Below are 25,757 nucleotides of genomic sequence, written 5' to 3' on the forward strand. Positions count from 1 at the left end.
GGGCCTGACCGGGCCTGACCGCCCGCGTCCCCGCCGTCCCCGCCGACCCCCGCCCCCGGGAGGAACCCGATGCCCCGCACCGAAAGGCCGCAGGCGCCCGCCCACGCCTGGTTCACCGGCCCCGGCTTCGGGCCCGCGCCGGGCGCCGCGGATCCCGCCGGACCCCGGCTGGTCTGCTTCGGCTACGCGGGCGGCACCCCGTCCGTGTTCCGCGACTGGGCGGACCGGCTCGGGCCCGGCGTCACCGTCGTGCCCGTCCTGCTTCCCGGGCGGGGGCTGCGGAGCGACGAGGCCCCATACACGGAGATGGCGGACCTCGCGCGGGACGCGACGGACGCGCTGGTCGCGGCCGGGCACGTCGCCCCCGGCACCGGGACCGTCCTCTTCGGGCACAGCATGGGCGCGCTGCTCGCCTACGAGGTCGCCTGCGCGCTGCGGGACCGCGGCCTGGCCGGGCCCCGGCACCTGTTCGTGTCCGGCAGCAGGGCCCCGCACCTGTACGGAGGGCCGGACGGCGAGGATCTCGGCGACGACGCCCTGCGGCACCTCGTGCGCGACCTCGGCGCGCTGCGCCCCGACGACCGGGTGGGCAGCGCCTACCTGGAGCGCCGGCTGCCGGTGCTGCGCGCCGACCTCACGCTGTGCGCGCGCTACCGCTGGCGGCCGCGCCGTCCGCTCGGCTGCCCGATGACGGCGTTCTCCGCGACCGACGACCCGATCGCGCTCCCCGCCCAGGTGGAGGCGTGGCGGGTCTGCACCTCCGCGTCGCTGCTGCACCGCAGGGTGCGCGGCGGCCACTTCTTCCTGAACGGACCCGCACGGCTTCCGCTCCTTCGTGAGCTGCGCGCCGAACTCACCCGTACCGCCGAGGAGAGGGAACCCTCATGGACCTACTGAGCCTCGCCAGGACCGTCAAGGACCGGGCGCAGGAGCCGTTCACGGGCCTGGCCGCGACGGCCCGGATCGTCGCCGACCCGCGTCTGCCGCTGCTTCTCGCCCTCAACCGCACCCTGTTCACCCCGCTGTACCGGGCCTCCTTCCTGGCCGCGGCGGCGGGCTCCGGCGTGCTGCGCTGCATGGCGACACGCCCCTGCGACCTGGAGAGCCTCGCCGCGCACCTGGGCACGGCCCCCGAGGAGCGGCGGCGGCTCCGCGCCTGGCTCGACGTCGGGGTGCGCCTCGGCGAACTCGACCGGCGCGAGGGCTGCTACCGGCTGCGGAGCCGCACCGCCAAGGCGCTCGCGCGGGCCGGCAACGACGCCGTGGCCGCGACCCTCGAAGAGCTACTGCGCTTCCACGTGCCGGCGCTGCGGGACGCCCCGCGGATGCTCCAGGACGGCGACCGGTTCGCGCTCTCCGACCAGGACGGCCTGGTCGTCGCGCGGTCGACCCTGGTGGTGCGCCGTCTGGTCGAGGAGGCGATCAACAAGACGCTGCCGCGCACCGCGCCGGTGCGGCTCCTGGAGGTCGGCTGCGGCAGCGGCGCCTATGTGCGGTACGCCGCCGGGCTCAACCCGCGTCTGACCGCGCTGGCCGTCGATCTCCAGGCGGAGGTCGCCGAGCAGGCGGCCAAGAACATGGCCCAGTGGGGGCTCGCCGACCGCGTCGAGACCCGCCACGGTGATCTGCGCACGCTCGACCTGCAACCGCAGTTCGACGTGGTGACGATGCACAACAACATCTACTACTTCCCGCAGCAGGAGCGCGCCGACGTCCTCGCGCGCGCCCGCTCCCTGCTCGCCCCCGGCGGCACGCTGCTGCTCACCTCGCCGTGCCGGGGCAGCGGCGCCCTCGGCCTCGACGTGCTCAACCTGTGGTTCGAGAACGCGCGGTTCGGCGGGCCGCTGCCGCGCGCGGACGAGCTGCTCGGCCAGTTGCGCGCGGCCGGCTTCGACGGCGTACGGGCCACCCGGGTGCTGCCCGGCCAGGCGTTCCGCGCGTTCACCGGCGTCAACTCCGCGACGGGGCCCGTCGGGGCGCTCCCGGCCCGCTCCGCCACCACCACCGCCGAGGAGGCCGTGTCATGACGACGAAGGCGACGAAGGCGACGAAGGCCGCGGAGACGACGGAGGCGACGGAGGCCACGGAGGCGTTGAAGACGTCGAGCGGGACCGAGGCGAGCGCCGTTCCTGCGGGCACGGCCGTCCCCGCGGGCACGGCCGTGCCCGCGGACCTCGTGGCCGTGCTCGGCGGCCCGCACACCGCAGGACCCGAGGCGCTCGGCGGCAAGGGCGCCCGGCTCGACGAGCTGATGGGGGCGGGGCTCCCGGTGCCGCCCGCGTTCTGTCTCACCACCGGGTTCTTCGAGCTGTTCCTGCGCGAGAGCGGCCTCGGCGCCGAACTCCGCGCCGCCGAGGCCCGCTCCGCGCCCCCGGCCGCCGTCCGTGAGGTCGTCCTGGCCGGGGACGTCCCGGAGCCCCTGGCCCGGACGATCCTGGCGGCGTACGCGGACCTCGGCCGGCCGCGGGTCGCCGTGCGCTCCTCCGCGCCGCGCGAGGACTCCGCCGAGCGGTCCTACGCGGGCCAGCACGACACGGTGCTCGACGTGTCCGGGGACGCGGCGCTCCTCGACGCGGTCAGGACCTGCTGGGCGTCGCTGTGGTCGGACCGTGCCGCCGCCTACCGCGCGGGCGAGCCCGCCGGCGGCATCGCGGTCGTGGTGCAGGAGATGGTGCCCGCCGACGTCAGCGGGGTCGTGTTCACCGTCGACCCGATCGGCGGCAGGCCGCACCGCCTGGTGGTGGAGGCCTGCTGCGGGCTCGGTGAGGGCCTGGTGTCCGGCAGGGTGTCCAGCGACTTCTTCGTCGTGGACGACCGCACGCTCGACGTCGTCGAGGAACGCGTGCGCTACAAGGTCACCAAGTGCGCGCCGCTCGCGCCCGGACGCATCGGCATGACGAAGGTCGACGCCGCCGACCGCGACGCCCCCTGCCTGACCCGTGACCAGCTCACCGCCCTCGCCCGGCTCGCCCTCGACGTCCGGGCGGAGTACGGCACGGAGCAGGACATCGAATGGGCGATGCGCGACGGGGCGCTGTACCTGCTCCAGGCCCGCCCGATCACCACCCGGCCCCGTCCCGAGACCTCCGGCGAGGCGCGCAGCCCCTACCTCCCCGAGCGCCTCCAGGAGCAGCCGGACGCCGTGCGGCAGGGCACCCTGTGGTCGCGCATGGACATCGGGGAGATCTTCGTCGGCCTGATGACGCCGCTCGGCCTGAGCTTCGCCCGCCACTACCAGGACCATGTGCACGGCGACTGCGCGGCGGCGCTCGGCGTGCGCGACACCGGTGACGTCGGCCTGCACATGGGCTTCCTCCAGGGCCATGTGTATCTCAACATCTCCTACACCTCCTACCTCCTCGGCCAGGCCCTGCCCACCCGTGACCAGCGGCACTTCACCCGCCGGTTCGTCAGCGAGGAGGTGGACCTCGCGACGTACGAGAATCCTTTCGGCACCTTCCCCGGCGGCCTGCGGGACCTGCTCTCGGCCACGCACTGGCTGCGCGCCACGGCGAACGAGATGATGGTGATGAAGGGCCGCGCCCGCACCATGGTGGACGCCCGGCTCTACGAGTTCGACCGGGCCCGGCGCCTGGACCTGACCCGGATGGGCCGCCGCGAACTGCACGCCGAACTCGGCCGCTACCTGGACTACTTCCACGACGCGCACGTCGGCTACATGCCGTACTACATCAACGCGTTCGGCTTCTACGGCATCCTCACCGAGCTGTGCTCCCGCTGGCTCGGCGCGGCGGGCGACAACCTGCAGAACCGCATCAAGACCGACATGTCGAGCCTGCGCACGGTCGCGTCGGCGCAGGAGATCTGGGCCGTCGCCCAGGCCGCGAAGGCCCGGCCGCGGGTCATGGAGATCATCGAGGCGGCGCCCCTGGAGGAGGTCGCGGACCGGCTGCGCGCCGATCCGGACGGCGAGGCGTTCTGGCACGCGCACATCGAACCGTTCCTGCGCGCCAACGGCACCCGGGGCCGGCAGGAGATGGAGCTCACCCACAAGCGCTGGATCGACGACCCCTCGTACATCTTCCAGATGATCCGCCGCTATGCCGCCGACGGCTTCACCGCCGACGACATCATGGGCCGCAGCCGCGCCCGGCAGGAGGGCGACGCCCGGGAGGTCCTGAAGAAGCTGCCGCTGCCGCAGCGGGCCACCCTTGAGGGCCTCATCTCGATGTACGCCCTGTGCAGCGAGCTGCGCGAGACCACCCGGATGTCGATGATCACGTCGATCTGGCTGGTCAGGAACGTGGTGTACGAGGTGGGGCGGCGGCTCGTCGACGAGGGGCTGCTGCACTGTCTGGACGAGGTGGCCTACCTGGACTTCGCCGACGTACGCCGCTATCTGGCCGGTGAACTGCCCGCGCGCGTCGTGTTCCCGCGGGCCGGAATCGAGGAGCGGCGGCGGGTGCACGAGTACCGCAACCGACTGCCGGAGCCGCCGCTCACCTTCGTCGGCGAGCACGACAGCACGCGCGCGGTGCGGCCCGTGAAGGACGGGGCGCGGCTCGCGGGGCTCGGCTCCAGTCCGGGGCGGATCGTGGGGCGGGCCCGCATCGTCGAGGACCTGGTGTGGCAGGCCGACGAGTTCCAGGCCGGCGAGATCCTCGTGACCCGGCACACGGACGCCTCCTGGACACCGCTGTTCGCCATCGCCGGCGGGGTCGTCACGGACATCGGCTCGATGCTCTCGCACAGCTCGATCGTGTCGCGGGAGTTCAACGTGCCCTCGGTGGTCAACACCAAACACGCCACGCAAGTGATCAACACCGGCGACATGGTCATGGTCGACGGCGACACCGGTGTCGTCGAGGTCGTGGAGGGCTGAGCGCCCCGCCCGCCGGGACAGCACCCGCGGTACACGAGAGGAAGCGAGACGCTCCAGATGATCCCGAACCAGTGGTATCCGATTCTGCGGACCGAAGACATCAAGCGGGACGCGCCGACCGGCGCCCGGCGCCTGGGCGAGGAGCTCGTGCTCTGGCGCGACCTCGACGGCAAGCTGGTGTGCCAGTCGGCGCGCTGCCCGCACAAGGGCGCGAACCTCGCCGACGGGCGGCTCGTGGGCAACTCGATCGCGTGCCCGTACCACGGCTTCCGGTTCACCGCCGAGGGCGCCTGCCGGCACGTGCCCGCGCTCGGCGCGGACGGCCGCATCCCGGCGTCCCTGAAGATCGACACCTACGAGGTGCGCGAACAGCACGACCTGGTGTGGCTGTGGTGGGGCGACAAGCGCGAGGTCCTGCCGGACATCGAGCTGCCGCACGAACTCGCGGAGCACCCGAGGCCCTACGAGACGATCACCTTCAGCCGTCCGGTGCACTACACGCGCTACATCGAGAGCCTGCTCGAGTTCTACCACGTGACGTTCGTGCACCGCGATCACTGGGCGAACATCATCGACTACACCTTCATGTACGGAAGTTGGCGCAAGCTCTGGCTGGACGGCCGGGAGCGCTACATCGCCGCCAACAAGATCGTGAACCATCGTGTGGACGTCGAGGGCACGATCATCCGCAACACCTTCGACCAGTGCGAGGAGGGCAACCCCTCCAACATCTGGCACTTCGACCTCATCTATCAGGCGCCGTGCATGACCCACGTACGGCAGGGGCTCCTGGAGGTCACGACCTGGCTCGTGCCGATCGACGAGCACAACACCCAGGCGATCATGCGGCTCTACGAGTATCCGATGCTCAAGGCGATGGTGCCTCTCAAGCGGCTGCGGCCGCCGATCCTCAGGCTCTCGCTGATGATGGAGCAGTACGTCCAGGACCGGCAGGACAACGACATCATGGCGCGGCAGGAGCCGAAGGTCAGCGAGCGGGGGGTGAACAAGTTCATCGCCGTGGACGAGATGAACGCCAAGTTCCTCCAGATGCGGGACCGGTTGAAGGCGGAGGCACGGGCCGCGGCCGAGGCGCAGCCGACGGCCGGGGTGGTCCCGGCCGCCGCGGCCTCCCCGGACCGGGAGGCGGTGCCCGCTGCCGCCCGTACCAACGGCAACGGCAACAGGAACGGAAACGGGAACGGCAACGGCAACGGGAACGGCGCGGCCGGTGGCGGCAGTGGTGCCCAGCGGGCCCGGAAGGGGGCCCGTGCGGGCGGCTTGAGCACGTCCGCGCCCTGACTCCGGTGCGCGTTCCGGCACCGGCCGCCGGAACGTGCGCCGCGGGGCGTCAGCGCCTGGCCACCCGCAGCGCCACCGGCGCCGGGAGGGGGCAGTCGTCGATGTCGTCGCTGCCGTCGTGGGCGTCGGCGAGCCGCGCGGTCAGGCCGGCCCACCACTGCGGTCCCTCCTCGATGTGACGCAGCAGGATGCCCTCGCGCACCGCCCAGGGGCACACCTCCGCCGTCCTGATGCCCATGAGCTTCATGGCCGTGTGCCCGACGACCGCGCCGGCCAGGCTCTGCGCCGCCCGCGGCGCCGAGATGCCCGGAAGGCGCGCGCGCTCGGCCACCGGCAGGCGGGCGAGTCTCTCCTTCGCCCACCGCAGGGACTCGCGGTCCAGGCTGCGGTGCACGAAGGGCCCCTGCCGCCCGGGGGCCTCGCCGGTCAGCCGTGCCAGCTGCTGGCACGTGCGCGAGGTCGCGACCGCGGTGCGCGGGCCCTCCCAGCGGATGCGCGCCCCGACGTCCCGCATCTGGTGGCGGACCTTGCGCCGCATCGCCTTGAGGGTCTGCTCGGACGGGGGGTCCTCGCCGGTGAGGAACTCGTGGGTGAGCCGGTTCGCGCCGAGCGGCAGCGACACCGCGAAGTCCGGCAGGCGCCCCCGCCCGAAGGCCACCTCCAGCGAGCCCCCGCCGATGTCGAACAGGACCAGCGGACCCGCCTGCCAGCCCAGCCACCGCCGCGCGCCGAGGAAGGTCAGCTCGGCCTCCACCTCGCCGGGGAGCGTGCACAGCGCGACGCCGGTGCCGGCCCGCACCGCGCGCAGGACCTCCAGGCGGTTCGGCGCGTCACGCACCACGGCCGTCGCGAAGGCCAGCGGCAGCGCGGACCCCCAGCGTTCGGCGGTGGACGCCGCGGCGTCGACCGCCCGCACCAGCAGGCGCACGGCCTCCTCCTCGAAGGGGGCACCGGGTTCCACCCGGTCGCAGAGCCGCAGCTTCCACTTCTCCGTGTGCACGGGCAACGGTGCCCCACCAGCGGCGTCCGCCACCACGAGGCGCACGGTGCGCGATCCCACATCCAGCACGCTCACTCGCATGACCCCTCAGTACCCAGGGCGCGTCGGGCCACGCCCCACACCGAGTACGCCTGGCGTTTTCCTGTGCTTCAACTGGCCGTAACCCGACGGTCACCACCTGTCTCGGGGTGGCCCTGGGCGCGGCGGACCACGATGTCGCCGAGGCCGGTGCGGGCGCGCACATGCACGGTGCGTGTCCCCTGGCCGGGTCCGTCGACGGGGCCGAGGCTGTTGTGCACGGTGCCCGCCCGGGAGTTGACGTCGAGCCAGGCCGCGGTGCCGGGGTGGATGCCGATCTCCAGGTTGCCGGTCTGCGTCTGGAGGTCGACGCGGCCCCGGGCGACCTCCGCGACGCGGATGTCCCCGTTGGCGGACTTCGAGGCGACGTCGGAGTCCGCCCGGCCCACGAAGACGTTGCCGTTGGCGACCTTCAACCGCAGTTCGCCGGATATCCGGTCGACCCAGGTGTCGCCGTTGGAGTTCCTGATCTCCGCGGCGCCGTCGATCTCGTGGATCCGCACCCGGCCGGAGCCCGTGGTCACCTCGGCGGAGCCGTCGATGTGGTTCACCGTGACGGCGCCGCGCTCCGTGCGCAGCCGTACCGGTCCCGTCCGGTCGAGACGGATGTCGCCGTCCAGGGTGTTCAGGGCGCACTCGCCGAGGGGGCCCTCACCGAAGAAGTCGCCGAGGGAAGCGGTGCCGTTCAGGCGCGAGCCGCCGGGCAGCCGCACCTCGACGAGGACCGAGCCCGCGTCGGCGCGTTTGCTGCCGGGTTCGGGGGTGCGCACCGTGAGGCGGTTCCGTACGAAGTCGACGCGGGTGCCGCGCGCGGTGCGGACGTCGGCGTCGTTGTCCTTGTCGCGCGGGTGCACCTCGACCACGGTGAGGGCGCGCCCGCCCGCGGTGATGTGGGCGACGCCGACGGCGATGTGGACCGTGGCGGTGATCGGCTCTGGGGTGTCGAACGTGGGCAAGGTCTGCTCCTCGTGACTCTGCCGGGCGTCCCCCGGCCCTGCCGGGGGTGACGTGCTGGATCGGCGCCGCGCGGGCCGGCATCGGGAGCGGGCCCCGCCGGCCGGTGAGGCCGGAGGAGCCCGCTGTGTGAACTGGGTGAGAGGGCCGGGTCAGGCCCGGTACTGCGGTTCGCGCTGCCGCTGCCACGGCCGGGTGCGCTGCTGCTCGGCCAGGCGCCGGGACAGCTTCTCGCCCTCGACGTCCATGTTGGGGAGCAGCCAGTCGAGCCACTTCGGCAGCCACCACGCCGCCCTGCCGAGCAGGGCGAACAGCGCGGGCACGAGCGCCATCCGGACCACGAAGGCGTCGAAGAGGACGGCGACGGCGAGCCCGAAGCCGATCATCTTCACCAGGTCGTTCTCCTCCATGATGAAGCCGGAGAAGACGCTGATCATGATGATCGCGGCGGCGGTGACCACCCGCCCGCCGTAGCGGAAGCCGGTGACGACCGCCTCGCGCGGCTCGACGCCGTGCACGTACGCCTCACGCATCCGCGTCACCAGGAACACCTCGTAGTCCATCGCGAGGCCGAACACCACACCGATCATGAAGATCGGCATCGTGCTCATGATCGGGCTCGGCTGGTCGACGCCGAAGACGTCCGCGAGCCAGCCCCACTGGAAGACCGCCACCACGGCGCCGAGCGCGGCGGCCACCGAGAGCAGGAAGCCGAGGGCCGCCTTCAGGGGTACGAGGATGGAGCGGAAGACCAGCATCAGGAGCAGGAAGGCCAGGCCGACGACGGTGCCGAGGTAGGGCAGGAGCGCGTCGTCGAGGGTCTTGGAGAAGTCGATGAACGAGGCCGTCTGACCGGTGAGCAGGATCTCCGGGCCGTGGTCGGCCCTGATGTCCTTCGCCATCCCGCGCAGGGACTTCACCAGGTCCTTGGTGTCCTCCTCGTCGGGGCCCGTGGTGGGCACCACGTTCACGATGGCGGTGTCGCCCGCCTTGTTCACCGTGGCGGGGCCGACGGACGCGACGCCTGGCTCCTTCGCCATCCTCGCCCGCACGTCCGCGGATTCGGCCTTGGCGTTCTTGTCCTCGACGGTCACCATCAGGGCGCCGTTGAAGCCCTTGCCGAAGGACTCCGACATCATGTCGTAGGCCTTGCGCTGGGTGGTGTCGGGCGCCATGGTGCCCTCGCCGGGCAGACCGAGCTTCATGCTCGCGGCGGGTACGGCGACGGCGCCGAGGCCCACGACCGCGAGGAGCAGGACGGCGACGGGGTGGCGGAGCACGAAGCGCGCCCAGCGGGCACCGAGGTTGGGGCGCTGCAGCTTGGCTTCGCGCTTCGCGGCCTTGCGCTGCTTGCGGGCGGAGAGCGGCTTGCCCTTGAACCGTGCGCGGTCCTTGCGGGCGAGCACCTTGACGGGTGCGAAGCCGAGGAGCGCGGGGACGAGGGTCACGGCGATGAGGACGGCGACGGCGACGGTGCCCGCCGCGGCCATGCCCATCTTGGTGAGCATCGGGATGTCGACCACGATCAGGCCGCCGAGGGCGATGATGACGGTGAGTCCGGCGAAGACCACGGCGGTGCCCGCGGTGCCCACGGCGCGGCCTGCGGCGTCCTGGCGCTCGCGGCCCTCGGCGATCTCGGCGCGGTAGCGGGAGACGATGAACAGGGCGTAGTCGATGCCGACGGCGAGCCCGATCATCATGGCCAGGGTCGTGGTCGTGGACGACAGGCCGAGCGTGGAGCCGAGCGCGGTGATGCCGGAGATGCCCACGCCGACGCCGACGAGCGCGGTGAGCAGCGGCATGCCGGCGGCGATCAGCGAGCCGAAGGTGAGCAGCAGGACGATCGCGGAGACGGCGATGCCGATCGCTTCGGCGGAGCCGTTCATGGTCTGCTCGATCTTGACGGCGTCACCGCCCGCTTCGGCCTTCAGTCCGCTCTTGCGCGCGTCGGCGAGTGTGTCGTCCAGGGCGTCGTGCGCCTTCTCCGACACCTTGGTCGCGATCACTTCGTAGGTCGCGGACACATAGACGGTCGTCTTGTCCTTGCTGACGGCGGCGCCGCCCGCGTAGGGGTCGCTGACGCTTGCGACCTGGGGCGCCTTGCGCAGCGCGGCGACGACCTTGCCCACATCGGCCCTGGCACCGGGGTCGGTGATCTTTCCGTCGCCGGACGTCCGCAGCACCACACGGGCGGTGGCGCCGTCGGCGCTCGCGTCCGGGAACTTGTCCTCCAGCAGGTCGTACGCCTTCTGCGACTCCGTGCCGGGCATCGAGAACGTGTCGGCGGGGGGTGCCGGGGCGGACGAGGCGGCGAAGCCCACGCCGCCGAATATCAGCACCCACAGCAGAGCCATCACGCCGCGTCGCCGGAAGGCGAAGCGGCCCAGTTTGTAGAGGAGGGTAGCCACGGCGAGGAGGACTCCTGTCGGGTAGTCAGGAATGAGGCGGTCGAAGGGGGCGAGGGGACGAGAGGGGAACACCACACCTTGCTCCGGTAGGGAGCACGACCCGCAACGCAACTATGGCACCACGATGGCGCCACCGCAAGCACAGATTGGCACCCGTGCGGCGCCAGCCTGAAAGGGGTGGCACACGCGCTGGTCGCGCGCTCCGGGCGGACGCGCGGAGGCAGCGCGCCACTCCCGCGTCGACGCACCCCGCACATCGCCTCACCCGCTCCAGACCAGGGATTCGGCCCCGGCCGACCCGCCCGCTCCGGACCGTTGCACCCCACCCGTCTACCCCCGCATCCGCAGGCCGCACGGTCGGGTTCCGGCAAAAATCGGCAGGGCCCGTAATCGGCCACAAGGCTTGACGAATGTCCAATGGCGCTTGAATGGCGCCACCGTTGTGCCATGATGACGTCATGGACCTCACCCCGTACCTCGACGATTTCCGCCAGGAGCTCGCGGTCGCCGCGGACGCGGGCGGAGCCGAGACCCGTGCCCTTGCCCGGCAGCTCACCGGCCCCCTGCAGTCCGCCGCCCGGCTCACCCTGCTCAACGCCCTGTGCGCCGCCATGGGCGAGGTCAACCGCGACCTCGCCCCGGGTTCGGTGGTCGTACAACTGCGAGGGCTCGACCCCGAGTTCGTGGTGACACCGCCACCCGCCGCGCGCAAGCGCCCGGCGGGCGCGCGGAGCGGGGCGGCCCCCGACGCGGCGGCACCGGCGCTCCCGCTGTCCGCCGCGGGGCCGTGCGGCGGCAGCATCCGGTTGCAGTTCGACACCGTCACCGGCATGGAGCAAGCCGCCGAGCTCTTCGAGAGTGTGCGCGCGGACCGCGAGGACCTCTCGCTGCACCTGCCGAGCGACTGCAGTGTCGCGGACGTGCGGGCCGTGCTCGACGCGCTGGACGGCGCGGCCGTCGAGGCGACCGCGATCACCGTGCACCGGGCCACCCTCGACGACGTCTTCCACTCCCTCGTCGGCCCGCTCCAGCCGGAGGGCGGCCTCGACTTCGGCTTCGCCGGGCCGGCGGAGGACCGCGGGTCCGGCGACTGAGCGCGGGACCCGCCGTGCCGCCCGCCAACGGGCCGCCCTCCTACCGGCCGGTGCGCAGCGGCAGCGAGCGCGGCCCCGTCAGTTCGGGACTCCGCATCAGGACCGGCGGACTGTCGGGGTCGGCGCTCAGTTCCGGGTAGCGCTCCAGGAGGATGCCGAGCGCGACCCGGCCCTCCAGGCGGGCCAGCGGTGCCCCCAGACAGAAGTGGATGCCCCGCCCGAACGCCAGGTGCGGGTTGGGATCACGCTCGGGGCGGAACTCCTGAGGGTCGGTGAAGACCCGCTCGTCGCGGTTGGCCGCGCCGGCCCACACCGCGACCAGCTGCCCCGCCCCCAGCGTCCGGCCGCCGAGCCGCACGTCCTTGGTGGTGACGCGGTGGAAGACCTGGAACGGCGTCAGCATCCGCAGCGTCTCCTCGACGACGCCGGGCATCCGCGCGGGATCGCGCCGCAGCCGGTCCCGCTCGTGCGGGTGGGCCTCCAGGCAGAGGATCGCGTTGCCCAGCGTCATGGTCGTGGTGACGTGCCCGCCCACGAGCAGGAGTTGGGCCAGGTTGCCGATCTCGGCGCCGGTCAGCCGCTCCCCGTCGACCTCGGCCCGCACCAGCTGGGTGAGCAGGTCCTGCCGGGGGTCGCTCCGCCGTTCCTCGGCGTAGCCCGCGAAGTACTCGCTCATCCGGCGCGACAGCGCGAACACGGCCGCGGCGGACTCGGTGGTCAGCGACTCCCCCACGGAGGCGTGGTCGCGGGGGATCATGGCGTCGCTCCACTCCCGGAACAGGGCGCGGTCACCGCTCGGCACGCCGAGCATGTCCGCGATCACGGTCACCGGCAACGGGTGGGCGAGGTCGTCGACGAGTTCCAGGGTGCCGGTGCCGCGTGCGTCGGCGCGGTCGAGCAGGTCGCGGGTGAGCGCGGCGATCCGCGGCGCGAGTCCGGCCACGAGCCGCGGCGTGAACGCCCGGCTGATCAGGCGCCGCAGCTTGCGGTGGTCGGGCGGGTCCATCTGGGTGAGCAGACCGCGCTTCTCGTACTCCGGCGTGTCGGGTACGAGGACCGGCACCGTGTCCGACGAGTAGCTGCCGGGGTTCGACAGGACCTCGACGCTCTCGGGGTGGCCGTGGACGTTCCAGACGCCGGTGTCGTCGTCGAACTCGACGGGCTGCTCCGCGCGGGTGCCGCGGAGCCAGAAGTGCTCCTTGGGTGCCTGCCACGCGTCGACCAGCGTGGCGAGGGGTGACGGGGGCAGCGGCAAAGAAGTCAGTGACTGGTAAGTCACGATATTTCACCTGTTCCAGGGTGTGCGGAAGTACGCCCGCACGGTCGGGGACCGTACGGTGCGGGGCTGCGCGAGGGTGCACCGGGGCGCTGCGGGAAGAGGCCGCCGGGCGGTCACGCCGAAGGGGCGCCGCGCGGCGGGAGGCGGCGGAGAGCGGCGGTGCCCGCGGAGGCGCGGGGGCCGGGCGCCTGGGTCAGGCGCCGCGTATGCCGGTGCGGGGGCACGCGGGCGGCGCGTGACGGAGACGGCCGGGCTGCGGCACGGATTCCATGACGCCACCATGGCATCATGATGGCGCCAACGCAAACCCCCACCACTCGCCGTGGCTCAGGCCGGGTCGGGGGACACGACGAAAGGCCGTCCACCCCTGTGTGGACGGCCCGTTGAGTCGGCGTGTCAGACGCCGGACCCTCGCCGCGCCCGGTCGAGCACGCCCGGCAGCGTGCGCAGGAACGTCGACACCTCGTCCTCGCCGATGATCAGTGGCGGGGCGAGCCGGATCGTGTCGGGCAGCGCGGCGTTCACCAGGAGCCCCGCGTCCTGCGCGGCCTGCTGCACCTGCGGGGCGCACGGCTCGGTGAGGACGATGCCGAGCAGCAGACCGGCGCCGCGGACCCGGTCGACGAGCGGGTGCCCGAGGGCCTCGATGCCCTGGCGCAGGTTCTCGCCCTGTCGTTTGACGTGGTCGAGGAGTCCGTCGCCGTGGATGGTGTCGAGCACGGCGAGCGCGGCGGCGCAGGAGACGGGGTTGCCGCCGAAGGTGGTGCCGTGTGCGCCGGGTGACATCAGCTCGGCGGCCGGTCCGAAGGCGAGGGTCGCTCCGATGGGCAGGCCGCCGCCGAGGCCCTTGGCGAGCGTGAGGACGTCGGGCTCGACACCGTGCGCCTGGTGCTCGAACCAGTGCCCGGTGCGCCCGATGCCCGTCTGCACCTCGTCGAGGACGAGCAGCGCCCCGGTGGCGCGGGTGATCTCACGGGCCGCGGCGAGATAGCCGGGGGGCGGGACGACCACGCCGTTCTCGCCCTGGATCGGCTCGATGACGACGAGCGCGGTGTCGGTGTCGACGGCGGCGCGCAGCGCTCCGGCATCGCCGAACGGGACATGCGTGATGTCACCGGGCAGCGGCTCGAAGGCGGTGCGCTTGGCGGGCTGGCCGGTGAGGGCGAGGGAGCCCATGGTGCGGCCGTGGAAGCCGCCCTGGGCGGCGACCATACGGCGCCGGCCCGTCAGCCGGCCGATCTTGAAGGCCGCCTCGTTCGCCTCGGCGCCGGAGTTGGCGAAGAAGACCCGTCCCGGGCGTCCGGTCAGCCGCAACAGCCGTTCGGCGAGGAGGACCGGCGGTTCGGCGACGAACAGGTTGGAGACATGGCCGAGCCGGCCTATCTGCTCGCTGACGGCCCGGACGACGGCGGGGTGCGCGGTGCCGAGCGAGTTGACGGCGATGCCCCCGAGGAAGTCGAGGTACTTCTTGTCGTCCGCGTCCCAGAACGCGGCGCCCTCGCCGCGCACCAACGGCACCCGCGGTGTGCCGTAGTTGTCCATCAGCGAGGCCTGCCAGCGCTCGGTGAGCTTGGTGTTGCCCCGCTCCCCCGCGGCGGCGCCGGTGTCACCGGTGCCGCCGGTGCCGCTCTCGTCGCCCGTGGCGGTCCTGGCGGTGCCGGCGGTCCTGGCTGTGCCTGCTGTGCCGGCTGTGCTGGCTTCGGTCATCGCATCCCCTCGGTGACGGCCGCGCTCATCGCGGCCCTCGGTCGGCGGCTCCGGTCATCGCAGATCATCCTCGATGTCGGGCATGACCAGCGTGCCGATCTCCTCGCGCGTGAACATCTCCAGGAGGACCGAGTGCTGCACCCGCCCGTCGATCACCCGCGCGCTGCCCACGCCGTTGCGGACCGCGTGCAGGCAGCCTGCCATCTTGGGGACCATGCCGTCGGCCAGCTCCGGCAGGATCTTCTCCAGTTCGCTGGCGCTGAGCCTGCTGATGACCTCGTCGCTGTCCGGCCAGTCCGCGTACAGGCCCTCGACGTCGGTGAGGAAGACCAGCGTGTGGGCGTTCAGGGCGGCGGCCACGGCGGCGGCCGCGGTGTCGGCGTTCACGTTGTAGACGTAGTCGTCGTCGACGCTGCGGGCCACCGGTGAGATGACCGGGATACGGCCGTCCGCGAGCAGCGCCTCGACGGCACCGGCGTTCACTCCGGCGATCTCGCCGACCCGGCCGATGTCGACCTTCTCGCCCTCCTCGCCCTCCGGCCAGTGCTTGACGGCGGTGATGGTGTCCGCGTCCTCGCCGGTGAGACCGACCGCGAGCGGGCCGTGCTGGTTGATGAGGCCGACGAGCTCGCGCTGCACCTGTCCCGCGAGCACCATCCGGACCACGTTCATGGCCTCGGGCGAGGTGACCCGGAGGCCCGCCTTGAACTCGCTCTCGATGTCGTGCAGCTTCAGGGCCTTGCTGATCTGCGGGCCGCCGCCGTGCACGACGACGGGCTTGAGGCCGGCGTGCCGCAGGAAGACGATGTCGTGCGCGAAGGCCGCCTTCAGCTCGTCGTCGATCATGGCGTTGCCGCCGAACTTGATGACGCAGATCTTGCCCTGGTGGCGGTTGAGCCACGGCAGCGCGTCCATGACGGACTGCGCCTTGACCAGTGCGGGGTGCTCCTGGGTGCTGATCCTCATGACGAGTACGCGCTGTTCTCGTGGACGTACTCGGCGGTGAGGTCGTTGGCCCACAGGGTGGCCGCCGCCCCGCCGGCGGCGAGGTCCGCGGTGATGACGACCTCACGGCCGCGCATGTCCACCGAGTCCCGGTCCGCGCCGATCGCGCCGTCCTTGCAGACCCAGACGCCGTTGATGGCGACGTTCACACGGTCGGGGCGGAAGGCGACGGCGGTGGTGCCGATGGCGGAGAGCACCCGGCCCCAGTTGGGGTCCTCGCCGTGGATGGCGCACTTGAGGAGGTTGTTGCGGGCGATGGACCGCCCGGCCTCCACGGCGTCGTCCTCGCTGGCCGCGTTCACGACGTCGATGCGGATGTCCTTGGAGGCGCCCTCCGCGTCGCCGATGAGCTGCCGCGCCAGGTCCTCGCAGACGGTGCGCACGGCGTCCGCGAACTCCGCGTAGGCGGGGGCCACCCCGGCGGCGCCGGAGGCGAGCAGCAGCACGGTGTCGTTGGTGGACATGCAGCCGTCGGAGTCGACCCGGTCGAAGGTGACCCGGGTCGCCGCCCGCAGCGCCTTGCTCAGTACGTCGTTGCCGAGGTCGGCGTCGGTGGTGAGGACGACCAGCATCGTGGCGAGGCCGGGGGCGAGCATGCCCGCGCCCTTGGCCATGCCGCCCACCGTCCACCCCTCGCCCTCGAAGACGGCCGTCTTGTGCACGCTGTCGGTGGTCTTGATGGCGACGGCCGCGTCCTCGCCGCCGTCCGCGGAGAGCGCGCCCGCGGCGGTGTCGACACCCGGGAGCAGCTTGTCCATCGGCAGGCGTACGCCGATGAGCCCCGTGGACGCCACGGCGACCTCACCGGCGCGCAGCCCGCCGAGGCTCGCCGCGACCTTCTCGGCGGTGGCGCGGGTGTCCTGGAAGCCCTCGGGGCCCGTGCACGCGTTGGCGCCGCCGGAGTTGAGGACGACGGCGCCGACGGCGCCGGTCCTGATGACCCCTTCGCTCCACACCACGGGGGCGGCCTTCACGCGGTTCGAGGTGAAGACGCCCGCCACGCTCCGTCGCGGTCCCGTGTTCACGACCAGGGCCAGGTCCGGATTTCCGTTGCTTTTGATTCCGGCCGCAACACCCGCGGCCGAAAAGCCTTTTGCTGCCGTGACGCTCATGGCGCTACTACTCCTTGGTGGAAGTTCCCAGTTGCCTGAGAAAGCCGAGGGGGGCCACCAGCAATGACATGGCCCGAGCCGACAACCCGCAACAAACTACAGGCAATTCAGGCTCCCGGCACCGGCTGTCCCGTCCACAGGACAGCCGGTGACCGTCACCGACGGCCCCGAGAACTCCGTTTCCGGAGCCCACGAGCGCCTGCATGGACCGCCCCGCAGGGGTTCCGCGGTGGTGCGGACAGCAGGATCGCGGTCCCCGTGGGATGCCCGTCACATTTTCCCGGACATTGTCGGGACCGCTGCGCGGATTTAACGGAGTTGCCACGGCGGACGCCCGTCGGCGGCGGGCAATTCGCCCGTGCGCGGCCGGGTCTGGACGCCGGGCACGTATCGTCCGACAATGACGGGGCTGGCGCGTCTGTGCCAGGCTCGATCGGGACGCAAGCCCGGCGGCTCGGACTTGTGTCACTCAGTACATGGAATCGGTGCCTTCAGACGGAAAAGGCACCGAGCAGGCTTGAATTGGAGTGGACCATGAGCAGCAACCCGTTCGACGACGCGGATGGCCAGTTCTACGTCTTGGTGAACGACGAGGAGCAGCACTCGCTGTGGCCGTCCTTCGCCGAGGTCCCCGCCGGCTGGCGGGTCGTGTTCGGTGAGGCCGCCCGCCAGGAGTGCCTGGACTACGTGGAGCAGAACTGGACCGACCTGCGCCCCAAGAGCCTGCGCGACGCGATGGCCGCGGACGCGGCGGCCTGAGCCGGGCTTCGGCCGCAGCGTCCTCGACGCGATGGGCCCCGGTGCCGTCCGGCACCGGGGCCCACTCATGTCCGTACACCATGTCCGTGCACCGCCCCGTGCACCGCCCTGACCTGCCGCGGGCATGCGAACGGCCCGTCGGCGAGGGCGCGACGGGCCGTTCGTGGCTGAGCGCCCGGGTGGCCGAGCGTCAGGGGGGCCGGGTGGGCGAGCGCCAGGTGCCCGGGTGCCGAGCGTCAGGGCGCCCGGCCGGATCAGACCTTCGCGCCGGCCCCGCGCCGCTCCACGAGGGAGTCGGCGATCTCACCGCTGCGCACGGCGATGTTCGAGAGCAGCGACGACGTGAGGCCGTGCGTGTGCTCGGTGCCGCCCTGGAGGTAGATGCCGCAGGACAGCTCCGGCGTGGTGACGACGCGGTAGTCGCGCTCCACCTGGTGCCGGCCCTCGGTGTCCCGCAGGCAGAAGCGGTCCAGGTCGCCGAGGAGACCGGTCGGGTCCATGGTGCTGTAGCCGGTGGCGAAGACGAGCGCGTCGACGTCCATCTCCTGCTCCGTCTCGCCGTCGAGCAGCGAGTGCAGGACGACGCGGGTGTCGTCGCCGGAGCGCTTGACCTCCTTGACCCGGGTGAGGTTCAGGAAGTGCAGCCGCTGGGCGCCCGCGACCTCCTCCTCGTAGCTGCGCCGGAACAGCTCCCTGATCACGTCGTCGTCGACGACGGAGTAGTTCGTGTTCTTGTGGTAGCGCCAGAAGGCGTCCCGCGTCTTCTCGGTGCCGAAGTAGTAGTGGTCGACCGCGTTCGGGTCGAAGACCTGGTTGGCGAAGGGCGTGTCGTCCGCGACGGAGTAGCCGTACGACGGCAGGATCGCGGAGACCTGCGCCCCCGGCAGCATGTCGTGCAGGTACTTGGTGATCTCGGCCGCGCTCTGGCCCGCGCCGACGACCGCCACGCTCTTCAGCTCCTCGGGCCGCACGGTGGCGAACTTGGCGAGGAACTCCGAGCTGTGCCACACACGCTCGTCGCGCTCCATGCCCTCGGGCATGCGGGGCACCAGGCCGGTGGAGACGGTGACGTTGCGGGCCTTCACCACGCGGGTGCCGCCGCCGACGGTGTCGCGGACCTCGACCTCCAGGTGCTGGCCCTCGCCCGCGCTCTCCTCGTCGACCACGCGGACCTCGGTGACCTCGGAGTTGTAGGAGACGCGGTCCTTGAAGCCCGCCTCCGCCCACTGAAGGTACTGGTGGAACTCCTGCCGGGTCGGGAAGAAGTCCTGGTTGTTCACGAACTGCACGAGGCGGTTCGAGTCGTGCAGGTACGAGACGAAGCTGTACTTCGACAGCGGGTTGCGGAACGTCGCCAGGTCCTTCAGGAACGAGATCTGCATCGTCGCCTGCGGAAGCAGCATGTTGCGGTGCCAGCCGAACTCCGGCTGGCGCTCGAAGAACGCGGCCGTCACCGGCCGTCCCGAGGCATTCTCCTGATGTTCCTCGAGGGCGATGGCGAGAGACAGGTTGGACGGGCCGAACCCGATGCCGACGATGTCGTATATCTCGCGCTCACGAGTACCCATGATTAATCTCCCGCTGGTGTAGCTTCGACTTCGACAGGGACTTCCGCATTTTCGATGCGGCAATTGCGGTCAACCAAGGTGATCTTGGATGTGAACGCTTCGCTTCGAAAATGCTGTCAACTCTCGTCCGACGTAGGGCTGATGGTCTCGATAATCTCGACCGGTGATCCGGGAGACACGCGTTGAGTATTGCGCTGGAGAACACCGCCACGCCAACTTAGAGGGGCCGGACGTACCTTTCAAGGGGACCTGGCCGTACCGTCTGCCAAGCGCCGTTGTCCTGCCGACAGGACAGCCCGGTGGCGCAGCCAACTTTCTTGCCGACCGCTCTCAATGCCCTGGTAGCGTCGGCGAGTTGACACCATACCGTGAGTGATAATAACGAAGGGGTGAACTCCGGATGTTCGTTCCCAGCCAGTACCGTCAGCCGGACAGTTCGTGGATGCTGGACATCATCCGCGGCAATCCTTTGGCCCAGTTCGTGAGCAACGGCAGCCCCGAGGAGGGCCCGTTCGTCACGCACCTGCCGGTGATTCAGGACCCGGAGTGGCACGGCGAATGGTCGAGCGACCTCGCGGGCGGCCGGCTCCTCGGACACATGAACCGCGCGAATCCGCACTGGAAGGCCCTGGAATCGGGCAGCGTGAATCTCCTGACGTTCACGGGACCACACGGCTATGTTTCGCCGACGGTCTACGAGGTGACGCCGGCCGCACCGACGTGGAACTTCACCTCGGTCCATGTGCACGGAATCGTGGAGAAGATCGAGGGGACGGAGAACACCCTCGAGGTCGTCCAGGCCACCGTGCGCGCCTACGAGAAGGATTTCGGCGCCGGATGGGACATGACGGAGTCCCTCGACTACTTCCGGAAGATCGTCCCCGCCGTGGGCGCGTTCCGCATCAAGGTCACCGGGGCCGAGGGCATGTTCAAGCTCAGCCAGGAGCAGCCGGAGGAGGTCCAGGAGCGGGTGCAGCGGTCCTTCGGCGGCCGCGAGTGCACCCGGCACCAGGCCACGGCCCAGCTGATGAGCAAGCTGCCGTAACCGGGCCGGAGCCACGCGCGCAGGCGCAGGGCCCGCGCTCCCTTCAGGAGGAGCTCGGGCCCTGCGCGGTGCGTGTTCGTCCGCCGCGGTGCATGGGCGTCCGCCGAGGTCAACAGCCCTGACCTCGGCGGACGTCGTTCTGCCCGCGGACGCCCCGTTCCACCCGCGGATGTTGTTCTGCCCGCGGACGCCGTTCCGCCCGCGGATGCTGTTCTGCCCGCGGACGCCGTTCCACTCGCGGAGGCCGCCGGGCCCGCGATCGCCCGGGTCGCCCCGGCCGGTGGAGCCGTAGGGCTCAGGCGCTGATGCCCGCCTGCTCCCGCTCCGCCTCTTCCTCGACGAGCGCGCGCTCGGCGGCGTTGTCCAGCGTCGCGAGCACCCACTGCTCGAAGTCGATGCCGGACTGCTCCGCGGCCTTGTGCCACCACTGGAGCCGGCTGCCGGGAACGGCGAGCCGCCGCATCGTCTCGGGGGTCCCCGAACCGTCACGCACCTCGTCCTCACGGGCGTCACGGATGGCGCTGCGCAGCTGCTTGGTCGTCCACTGCATCTGCTCGGCGCGGTCCAGCCAGAGTTCCTGCTCGTCGATGGGCAGGGACGCCAGCTCGGCGTGGTGCTGGAAACTCAGCGCGGCGCGGCGCCGGCTGAAGTCGAAACGCCGCGACACCCACGCGTAGTTGCGCAGCGTCTGGTACTGGAGTCCGGCCGCGCGAATGCCGCGCTGATAGCGGTCGGTGTAGTGGTCCTTGCCGTATACCAGCCAGTCCCCGAGCCACCAGGAAGAGGAATTGACAATTCCGGAGAGCTGGCGTCCGGCCCGCTCCCAATCCTCGAAGGTCAGCCCGGCCGGCATCTGCAGGCCCACCTTCGTCGTCAGGACCTGGCCACGACGCTCGTCCACTCCGGCGGCCTTCCGCTGCCGCGGAACCGCGGTCGCGTTTCTGCGGAACAGCACGACCTTGGAGTCCTCTACGTCGCTGACCTGGTTCGTCATCATGCCTCCATGTGAATGAACGTCGAACGGACGCGGACGCGACAGTCCCCGTCCGAACGGGAAAAAGCCATGCGGGTATGGCGCAGCCAAGTCCGGATCCCTCACGGATCGGGCGCCCTCGCGCATCGCGAGGCACAGGCTGGCCAATCAATCACAGCCGATCGGCCGGATGAGGGCTCGTTCAAGCCACTCGCCGATTCGGGTCGTCAGAGTTCCGTCAACTCACGGCTGGATCCGTCGGCGTGGCAACGTGCTCGTACGCCGTCGGCCCTTCCTCACCGTTCGAGGTGGCCGCCGGCACAGCGCACGGGCAGGTCCGGCCGTTCGGCGCGTCGGTCAGGACCGCGCAGAAGGCATTCAGTCGGCATGTGTGCAGATACGTACATCAAGTACTCGCCCCGTTCAACTACTCGCCCCGTTCGCCTCGACCACGACCCCTCACGTGATCAGGTGGCGGTCGTCGACGTCCCCCGTCGGCACCGATCCCCCGGTCTCGCAAGCGGTCTCTTCCAAGGCCTACCCGAGTAGAACCCGGCGCCTGTTGGAGATTCAAGGAAGAGGCCGTCGCTCGTCGCGACTTTTCGAAGTTCGAACAAGATAGCTCAGCTTCGCTATCGCTGTCCTGGGTGCGCGGTACGCGGATCCCGCGCTTCCGGATGTGCTTCACCGATCAACTTCCGCCAGCAGAAGTAAGAATTCGGCCAACCGGTCTTGTGGCGAAACAGTTGCAGAAGAGAAGGGAACCGCCGGGGAACGCGGATGCCTCGGCGAGTTTGCCGACAGGGAACGGCCGGGCCCGGCGGCGACCGCCGCCATTGGCGGGCCAATAGCGGAATCCTCGGGCGTCCAAAGAGCACCATTGTTTTCCATACGGACCCTTAACGCCAGTATGAGACACATCACTTGGGCGGTTCGCCGGAGGCTCGGCGAGGCGCCGTGACAAGCCGTCGGGACAAGTCGACGTACAGGGACGGAAGTTCGGCCCTTACGGGCGGAACGGGAGGTTCCGTCGGCGGCCGCCACCGGAAGCGGAAGCCTTGCGGCACTCGTGCGGACTTACCCACGCCACCACCCGGCCGACACCCCGCGCACCGCCCGGCCGGGACCCGCCCGCACCCCCGCGGCCAGCACCGGAGGGCGCCCGCGGGCACCCGGACGTGGCTGCCGCACGCCCGTCGCGCACGCGCGCGCGGGCGCTGTTTGCTGACGTGGTTGCCACACCGGTCACACCCGCCGCAAGATGGTGCGACGCGCTCGCGGATCCTAGACTCGACGCTCGGCAGCCGCCGCCAGGGACGTCCGGAAGGGATCGCAGCATGGTTGTGCCCTGCGCATTGCCCATATCGACTCCGGTCAGCGGGGTGCAGGAGACCGAGCTGCCCGAGACCCGTCTCGCGTCCCCCTTCAGTGCCTTCACCGATCAGGTCTTCCAGAACCTGCGCCGGGCGGACCAGCGCCGCTGGGCGGGGGCCTATCTGGCGGGGCTGCTCATCACTCCCGGCAAGAAGTCCGTGCGCAGGCTCGCCGGCGCGGTCTCCCCCTCTCCCACCGCGGTGCAGTCCCTGCGCCAGTTCGTGAGCCTGAGCCCGTGGGACTGGGACCCGGTCATGCACGAGCTGACGCGCTGGGCCGAGGGCCACGGACCCGCCGCCACCTGGGCGATCGGCCGCGCGGTCCTGCCCAAGCGCGGCGACCGCTCGGTGGGCGTGCACCGCTACTTCGACCCCGCGTCGGGGCGTACGCTCAACTGCCAGCTCGGGCTCGGCGCCTTCCTCGGCATCGGCTCCCTACAGGTCCCCGTCGACTGGCGGCTGCTGCTTCCCGCGCCCTGGACCGAGGACCCCCAACTGCGCCGCCGCGCCCGCATCCCCGACGGCGTCGGCCACCGCCCGCTGTGGGCGCAGGCCCTGGACCTCGTCGACACGTTGCAGGCCCGGACCGCGAGAACCGCCGCGCCCGTCGTCGCGGACATGAGCGACGACCCGGACGTGAGCCTGTTCCTGCGCGGCCTCAGCCAGCGCGCCCGGGACTTCGTCGTCGCCGTGCCCCAGCATCTGAAGGTGCTGCCCGTCGGCGAACGGACGCCCGGCGCCCCCGAACCGGTGAGCGCGCGGAGCCACATCTCCTCCGGCAACACCGAGCCGGTGCTCGTCACCGCGCCGGACGGGAGGCAGCAGCACACCCACGCCCGGTCCGTCCTCGTACGGCTGCCCGGCGCGCGGCCGGGCGCCACCCCGGAATATCCCTACCGGCTCTTCACCGAAGCCCTTCCGGAAGGCCGTCCGGGAACCATGTGGATCACCAGCCTGACCCACCGACGACTCGACAACGTTGCCTCGCTGGCCACCCATCGCGCGGGCACCACCACCGCGGTGGCGGGCATGGAGCGGCACTTCGGCCTGCTCGACTTCGAGGGCCGTTCCTTTCCCGGCTGGTACCACCACATGACGCTCGTCTCGGCGGCCTACACCTACCAGCGCTTGACGCACCGCCCCGTTCCACGGCATTTGCCCTGCTGTCCCGCGCCCGTGCCCCGGCGAACCCAGGAACAACTGCACCTGGTCCCGTAACAGGAACAACCGCACCTGTTCCCGTCATACGGACATCCGTGACGCGCCGGGAACAAGGCGCGGAAAAGCCGGACACGCGGAGCGGGAATCCCTAAGAAGCGGAGTACGGAAAAGGGTGCGGCCCCGGAAACCGCCGGGGGAGGTCGGTTTCCGGGGCCGCGGGATCGGTACCGGCGTGCGTCGGCACAGCCGGCCCGAAGCTCGGGACGGGGGCATCGGACGGGTGCCCCCCGGGTCACCCCTAGGTCACCCAGCCCGTGAAGCTCTGGGAGCTGCCCGGGGTGCCGCGGGGGGCGCGGCGCTCCGGACGGTGGTCGTGTTCGTGCGCGTCGAGCAGTCCCGACACCGAGCGGACCAGCCAGGCGTTGACCGAGAGTCGCTCCCGCCCGGCGGCCGCCTCGATACGCGCCTTCAAATGCTCGGGCGGCCGGAAGTTGATGCGCGAGGGGGCGCTCTCCTCCTTGGTCGGCGCGCCCCCTTCCGTGGCCGACGTGCTTCCCTCCTCGGCCGTCGTGACTGGCGTCAGTGGCGCCATGGATGGCGCCATTCCGTTCCGTGCGTGCGGCGGGTGGGACATGTCGTGCGGCAGGTCCTCGTCGGGTCGCTGCTCCGGCGTGGGCAGCGTCACGACGAAGGTCGGGTCGAGACCCCGCAGCCGGATCTCGACCGCGCCCGGACTCAGCTCCTGGGTGATCTCGTCGGCGGCGGCCGACAGGGCGTCGAGGAGCGTGAGACGGACGGCGGACGACAGCGGCGTGACCAGGCGTGCGGCGAGTTCCCGTGTCGCCTCGTCCCCCGTCTCCACCACGCCCGAGAGCTCCTGGCGCAGGCTGTCGACGTACCGCGCGAGTTCCATGGCGCCATCGTTGCACCACATTGGCGCCACGCGCAAGTTTTCGAGTACCACCCCTGCTCCGGCGCCATACCCGTAACCGCCGGGGACAGCCAACTCGTGGCGGGAATGGGGCATCTGGCTTACGCTCGCCGCCACAGGCGCACCACACTGGAACTCCACGACCAAGCCCGGCACGTGACGAGGAGTTGGTGAGATGTCCACTCAGTCCCCCGCGGGAGCCGCCGAGGCCACCAGACAGGTGATCGACGCCTATCTGAACCGGCTCGAGGAACGGGATCTGGACGGCGCGGTGCGGCTGTTCTCGGAGTCGGTGGAGTGGGTCGCTCCCGGCTCTCCGGACGTGCCGTGGTCGGGCAACCGGTCCGGGCAGTCGGGGGTCATGGCGTTCTTCACCGAACTGCACGAGTACTTGCAGCCCGAGGAGTTCACCGTCACGCACATAGTCGTCGACGGCGAGCAGGGCGTGATCCTCGGCCACCTCCGCGACACCGTCAAGGCCAACGGAAAGCCGCTGACCACCCCCTTCGCCGCCCATCTCACCGTCGTCGGCGGCCAGGTCACGCGCTACCACCTCTTCGAGGACACCTACGCGCTGCACCGCGCCGTCAACGACGCCTGAGCGCCCGCCGCCCCCTGAGCGGCCTCACCCCCGCACTTCCCGCGATCCCCGCGGTTCCCGCGACCCCCTGAAATCCACCACCCGCCACCCGACAGGGCTCAGGACACAGGACACCAGGAGAGGCACGAACGATGACCCCCCGTGACGGCACGCCGTCCCACCCGGCGGTACGCGCCTTCGTGGACGCCGTCAACGCCCAGGACCCGCAAGCGCTGTGGAACGTCCTCGCCGAGGACGCCACCGTCATCGATGTCGGAACCGAACGCGACACAGGCGCGTGGGTGGAGCGAGAGCTGTTCTCGTCCCACGCGCGCATGGAGGTGGTGGAGGAGTCCCAGGACGGTCTGTCCGTGCAGGCCCGCTTTCACAACGACATCTGGGGCGACATCGACACCGCCTGGGAGTTCTCGGTGTCCGGCGGCATCATCCGCCGCTTCGCCACCGGCCCCGCCTGAGCCCGCGTACGCCACCGCATCGCTAAGGAGAGCCAGAACGGGCAGACACGAGGAAGACGGCGGCGCGAACGGCCGAGGGACACGAGGAGTACGGGCGCCGACGGGACCG

General features: G+C 71.3%; 20 protein-coding genes. 10 read left to right on the plus strand and 10 right to left on the minus strand.

Annotation, left to right across the window (positions count from 1 at the left end; genetic code table 11):
- The first annotated feature begins 69 nt into the window (after positions 1–69).
- From GPA10_RS10305 to GPA10_RS10320, 4 genes are read left to right on the plus strand one after another with little or no spacing between them, the layout of a single operon-like run.
- Positions 70–897 carry a thioesterase II family protein gene (locus tag GPA10_RS10305; protein ID WP_157165185.1) on the plus strand — a complete coding sequence of 276 codons (828 nt, stop codon included), beginning with the start codon at positions 70–72 and terminating at the stop codon, positions 895–897.
- Positions 885–2,027, plus strand: coding sequence for an SAM-dependent methyltransferase (locus tag GPA10_RS10310; protein WP_157165186.1), 1,143 nt, complete (start codon positions 885–887; stop codon positions 2,025–2,027). The genes GPA10_RS10305 and GPA10_RS10310 overlap by 13 nt, the downstream gene beginning before the upstream one ends.
- Positions 2,024–4,843 (plus strand): undecylprodigiosin ligase RedH, encoded by a 2,820-nt coding sequence (gene redH, locus GPA10_RS10315; RefSeq protein WP_246258972.1) that lies wholly within the window; start codon positions 2,024–2,026, stop codon positions 4,841–4,843. The genes GPA10_RS10310 and redH overlap by 4 nt, the downstream gene beginning before the upstream one ends.
- Before the next feature lie 57 nt (positions 4,844–4,900).
- Positions 4,901–6,145 carry an aromatic ring-hydroxylating oxygenase subunit alpha gene (locus GPA10_RS10320; RefSeq protein ID WP_157165187.1) on the plus strand — a complete coding sequence of 415 codons (1,245 nt, stop codon included), beginning with the start codon at positions 4,901–4,903 and terminating at the stop codon, positions 6,143–6,145.
- A gap of 49 nt (positions 6,146–6,194) precedes the next feature.
- Here GPA10_RS10320 and GPA10_RS10325 read toward each other — a convergent pair whose 3' ends face one another.
- From GPA10_RS10325 to GPA10_RS10335, 3 genes are all read right to left on the minus strand, one after another.
- Positions 6,195–7,226 (minus strand): Ppx/GppA family phosphatase, encoded by a 1,032-nt coding sequence (locus GPA10_RS10325; RefSeq protein ID WP_157165188.1) that lies wholly within the window; start codon positions 7,224–7,226, stop codon positions 6,195–6,197.
- A 68-nt stretch (positions 7,227–7,294) separates the two neighbouring features.
- Positions 7,295–8,179, minus strand: a complete 885-nt coding sequence (locus tag GPA10_RS10330) for a DUF4097 family beta strand repeat-containing protein (RefSeq protein ID WP_157165189.1) — start codon at positions 8,177–8,179, stop codon at positions 7,295–7,297.
- A gap of 150 nt (positions 8,180–8,329) precedes the next feature.
- Complete coding sequence (locus tag GPA10_RS10335) at positions 8,330–10,585, minus strand: MMPL family transporter (RefSeq protein ID WP_058847298.1); 2,256 nt, start codon at positions 10,583–10,585, stop codon at positions 8,330–8,332.
- Between the two features lie 458 nt (positions 10,586–11,043).
- On the opposite strand from GPA10_RS10335, the gene GPA10_RS42330 reads away from it, so the two are divergent.
- Positions 11,044–11,679 (plus strand): hypothetical protein, encoded by a 636-nt coding sequence (locus tag GPA10_RS42330; RefSeq protein ID WP_246258973.1) that lies wholly within the window; start codon positions 11,044–11,046, stop codon positions 11,677–11,679.
- A gap of 40 nt (positions 11,680–11,719) precedes the next feature.
- Here GPA10_RS42330 and GPA10_RS10345 read toward each other — a convergent pair whose 3' ends face one another.
- The 4 genes from GPA10_RS10345 to argJ all read right to left on the minus strand — a co-directional run bounded on the left by GPA10_RS10345 (position 11,720) and on the right by argJ (position 16,782).
- Entirely contained in the window at positions 11,720–12,958 is a 1,239-nt protein-coding gene (locus GPA10_RS10345; RefSeq protein ID WP_343040623.1) for a cytochrome P450, read from the minus strand.
- 396 nt (positions 12,959–13,354) lie between these two features.
- Complete coding sequence (locus GPA10_RS10350) at positions 13,355–14,665, minus strand: acetylornithine transaminase (RefSeq protein ID WP_281364780.1); 1,311 nt, start codon at positions 14,663–14,665, stop codon at positions 13,355–13,357.
- Positions 14,666–14,719: 54 nt separating this feature from the next.
- On the minus strand, positions 14,720–15,631 hold the full coding sequence (argB, locus tag GPA10_RS10355) for an acetylglutamate kinase (protein ID WP_058847299.1): 912 nt from the start codon (positions 15,629–15,631) through the stop codon (positions 14,720–14,722).
- The gene (argJ, locus tag GPA10_RS10360; protein WP_157165190.1) at positions 15,628–16,782 is read right to left on the minus strand and encodes a bifunctional glutamate N-acetyltransferase/amino-acid acetyltransferase ArgJ; all 1,155 of its coding nucleotides are present in this window, start codon (positions 16,780–16,782) and stop codon (positions 15,628–15,630) included. The genes argB and argJ overlap by 4 nt, the downstream gene beginning before the upstream one ends.
- A gap of 534 nt (positions 16,783–17,316) precedes the next feature.
- Between argJ and GPA10_RS10365 the strand changes: the two genes are divergently transcribed.
- The gene (locus tag GPA10_RS10365) at positions 17,317–17,541 is read left to right on the plus strand and encodes an MbtH family protein (RefSeq protein WP_030568432.1); all 225 of its coding nucleotides are present in this window, start codon (positions 17,317–17,319) and stop codon (positions 17,539–17,541) included.
- A 254-nt stretch (positions 17,542–17,795) separates the two neighbouring features.
- Here the strand turns inward: GPA10_RS10365 and GPA10_RS10370 are convergent, their stop codons facing one another.
- A complete protein-coding gene (locus tag GPA10_RS10370) occupies positions 17,796–19,109 on the minus strand; it encodes a lysine N(6)-hydroxylase/L-ornithine N(5)-oxygenase family protein (protein ID WP_058847301.1) in 1,314 nt (437 codons plus the stop codon).
- A gap of 400 nt (positions 19,110–19,509) precedes the next feature.
- Here GPA10_RS10370 and GPA10_RS10375 point away from each other — a divergent pair, with 400 nt between their 5' ends.
- Entirely contained in the window at positions 19,510–20,154 is a 645-nt protein-coding gene (locus GPA10_RS10375; RefSeq protein ID WP_058847302.1) for an FMN-binding negative transcriptional regulator, read from the plus strand.
- Between the two features lie 295 nt (positions 20,155–20,449).
- On the opposite strand, the gene GPA10_RS10380 is transcribed toward GPA10_RS10375, so the two are convergent.
- Positions 20,450–21,151 (minus strand): LmbU family transcriptional regulator, encoded by a 702-nt coding sequence (locus tag GPA10_RS10380; protein ID WP_079086215.1) that lies wholly within the window; start codon positions 21,149–21,151, stop codon positions 20,450–20,452.
- 1,373 nt (positions 21,152–22,524) lie between these two features.
- Between GPA10_RS10380 and GPA10_RS10385 the strand changes: the two genes are divergently transcribed.
- The gene (locus tag GPA10_RS10385; protein ID WP_157165275.1) at positions 22,525–23,718 is read left to right on the plus strand and encodes an IS701 family transposase; all 1,194 of its coding nucleotides are present in this window, start codon (positions 22,525–22,527) and stop codon (positions 23,716–23,718) included.
- 241 nt (positions 23,719–23,959) lie between these two features.
- Here the strand turns inward: GPA10_RS10385 and GPA10_RS10390 are convergent, their stop codons facing one another.
- Positions 23,960–24,574, minus strand: a complete 615-nt coding sequence (locus tag GPA10_RS10390; protein WP_157165191.1) for a hypothetical protein — start codon at positions 24,572–24,574, stop codon at positions 23,960–23,962.
- A 193-nt stretch (positions 24,575–24,767) separates the two neighbouring features.
- On the opposite strand from GPA10_RS10390, the gene GPA10_RS10395 reads away from it, so the two are divergent.
- Positions 24,768–25,193, plus strand: coding sequence for a nuclear transport factor 2 family protein (locus GPA10_RS10395; RefSeq protein ID WP_058847304.1), 426 nt, complete (start codon positions 24,768–24,770; stop codon positions 25,191–25,193).
- Between the two features lie 131 nt (positions 25,194–25,324).
- Positions 25,325–25,648, plus strand: a complete 324-nt coding sequence (locus GPA10_RS10400; RefSeq protein ID WP_157165192.1) for a nuclear transport factor 2 family protein — start codon at positions 25,325–25,327, stop codon at positions 25,646–25,648.
- Positions 25,649–25,757: the final 109 nt, after the last annotated feature.

The sequence above is a fragment of the Streptomyces typhae genome (genome assembly GCF_009755605.1).
Taxonomy (GTDB): Bacteria; Actinomycetota; Actinomycetes; order Streptomycetales; family Streptomycetaceae; genus Streptomyces; species Streptomyces typhae.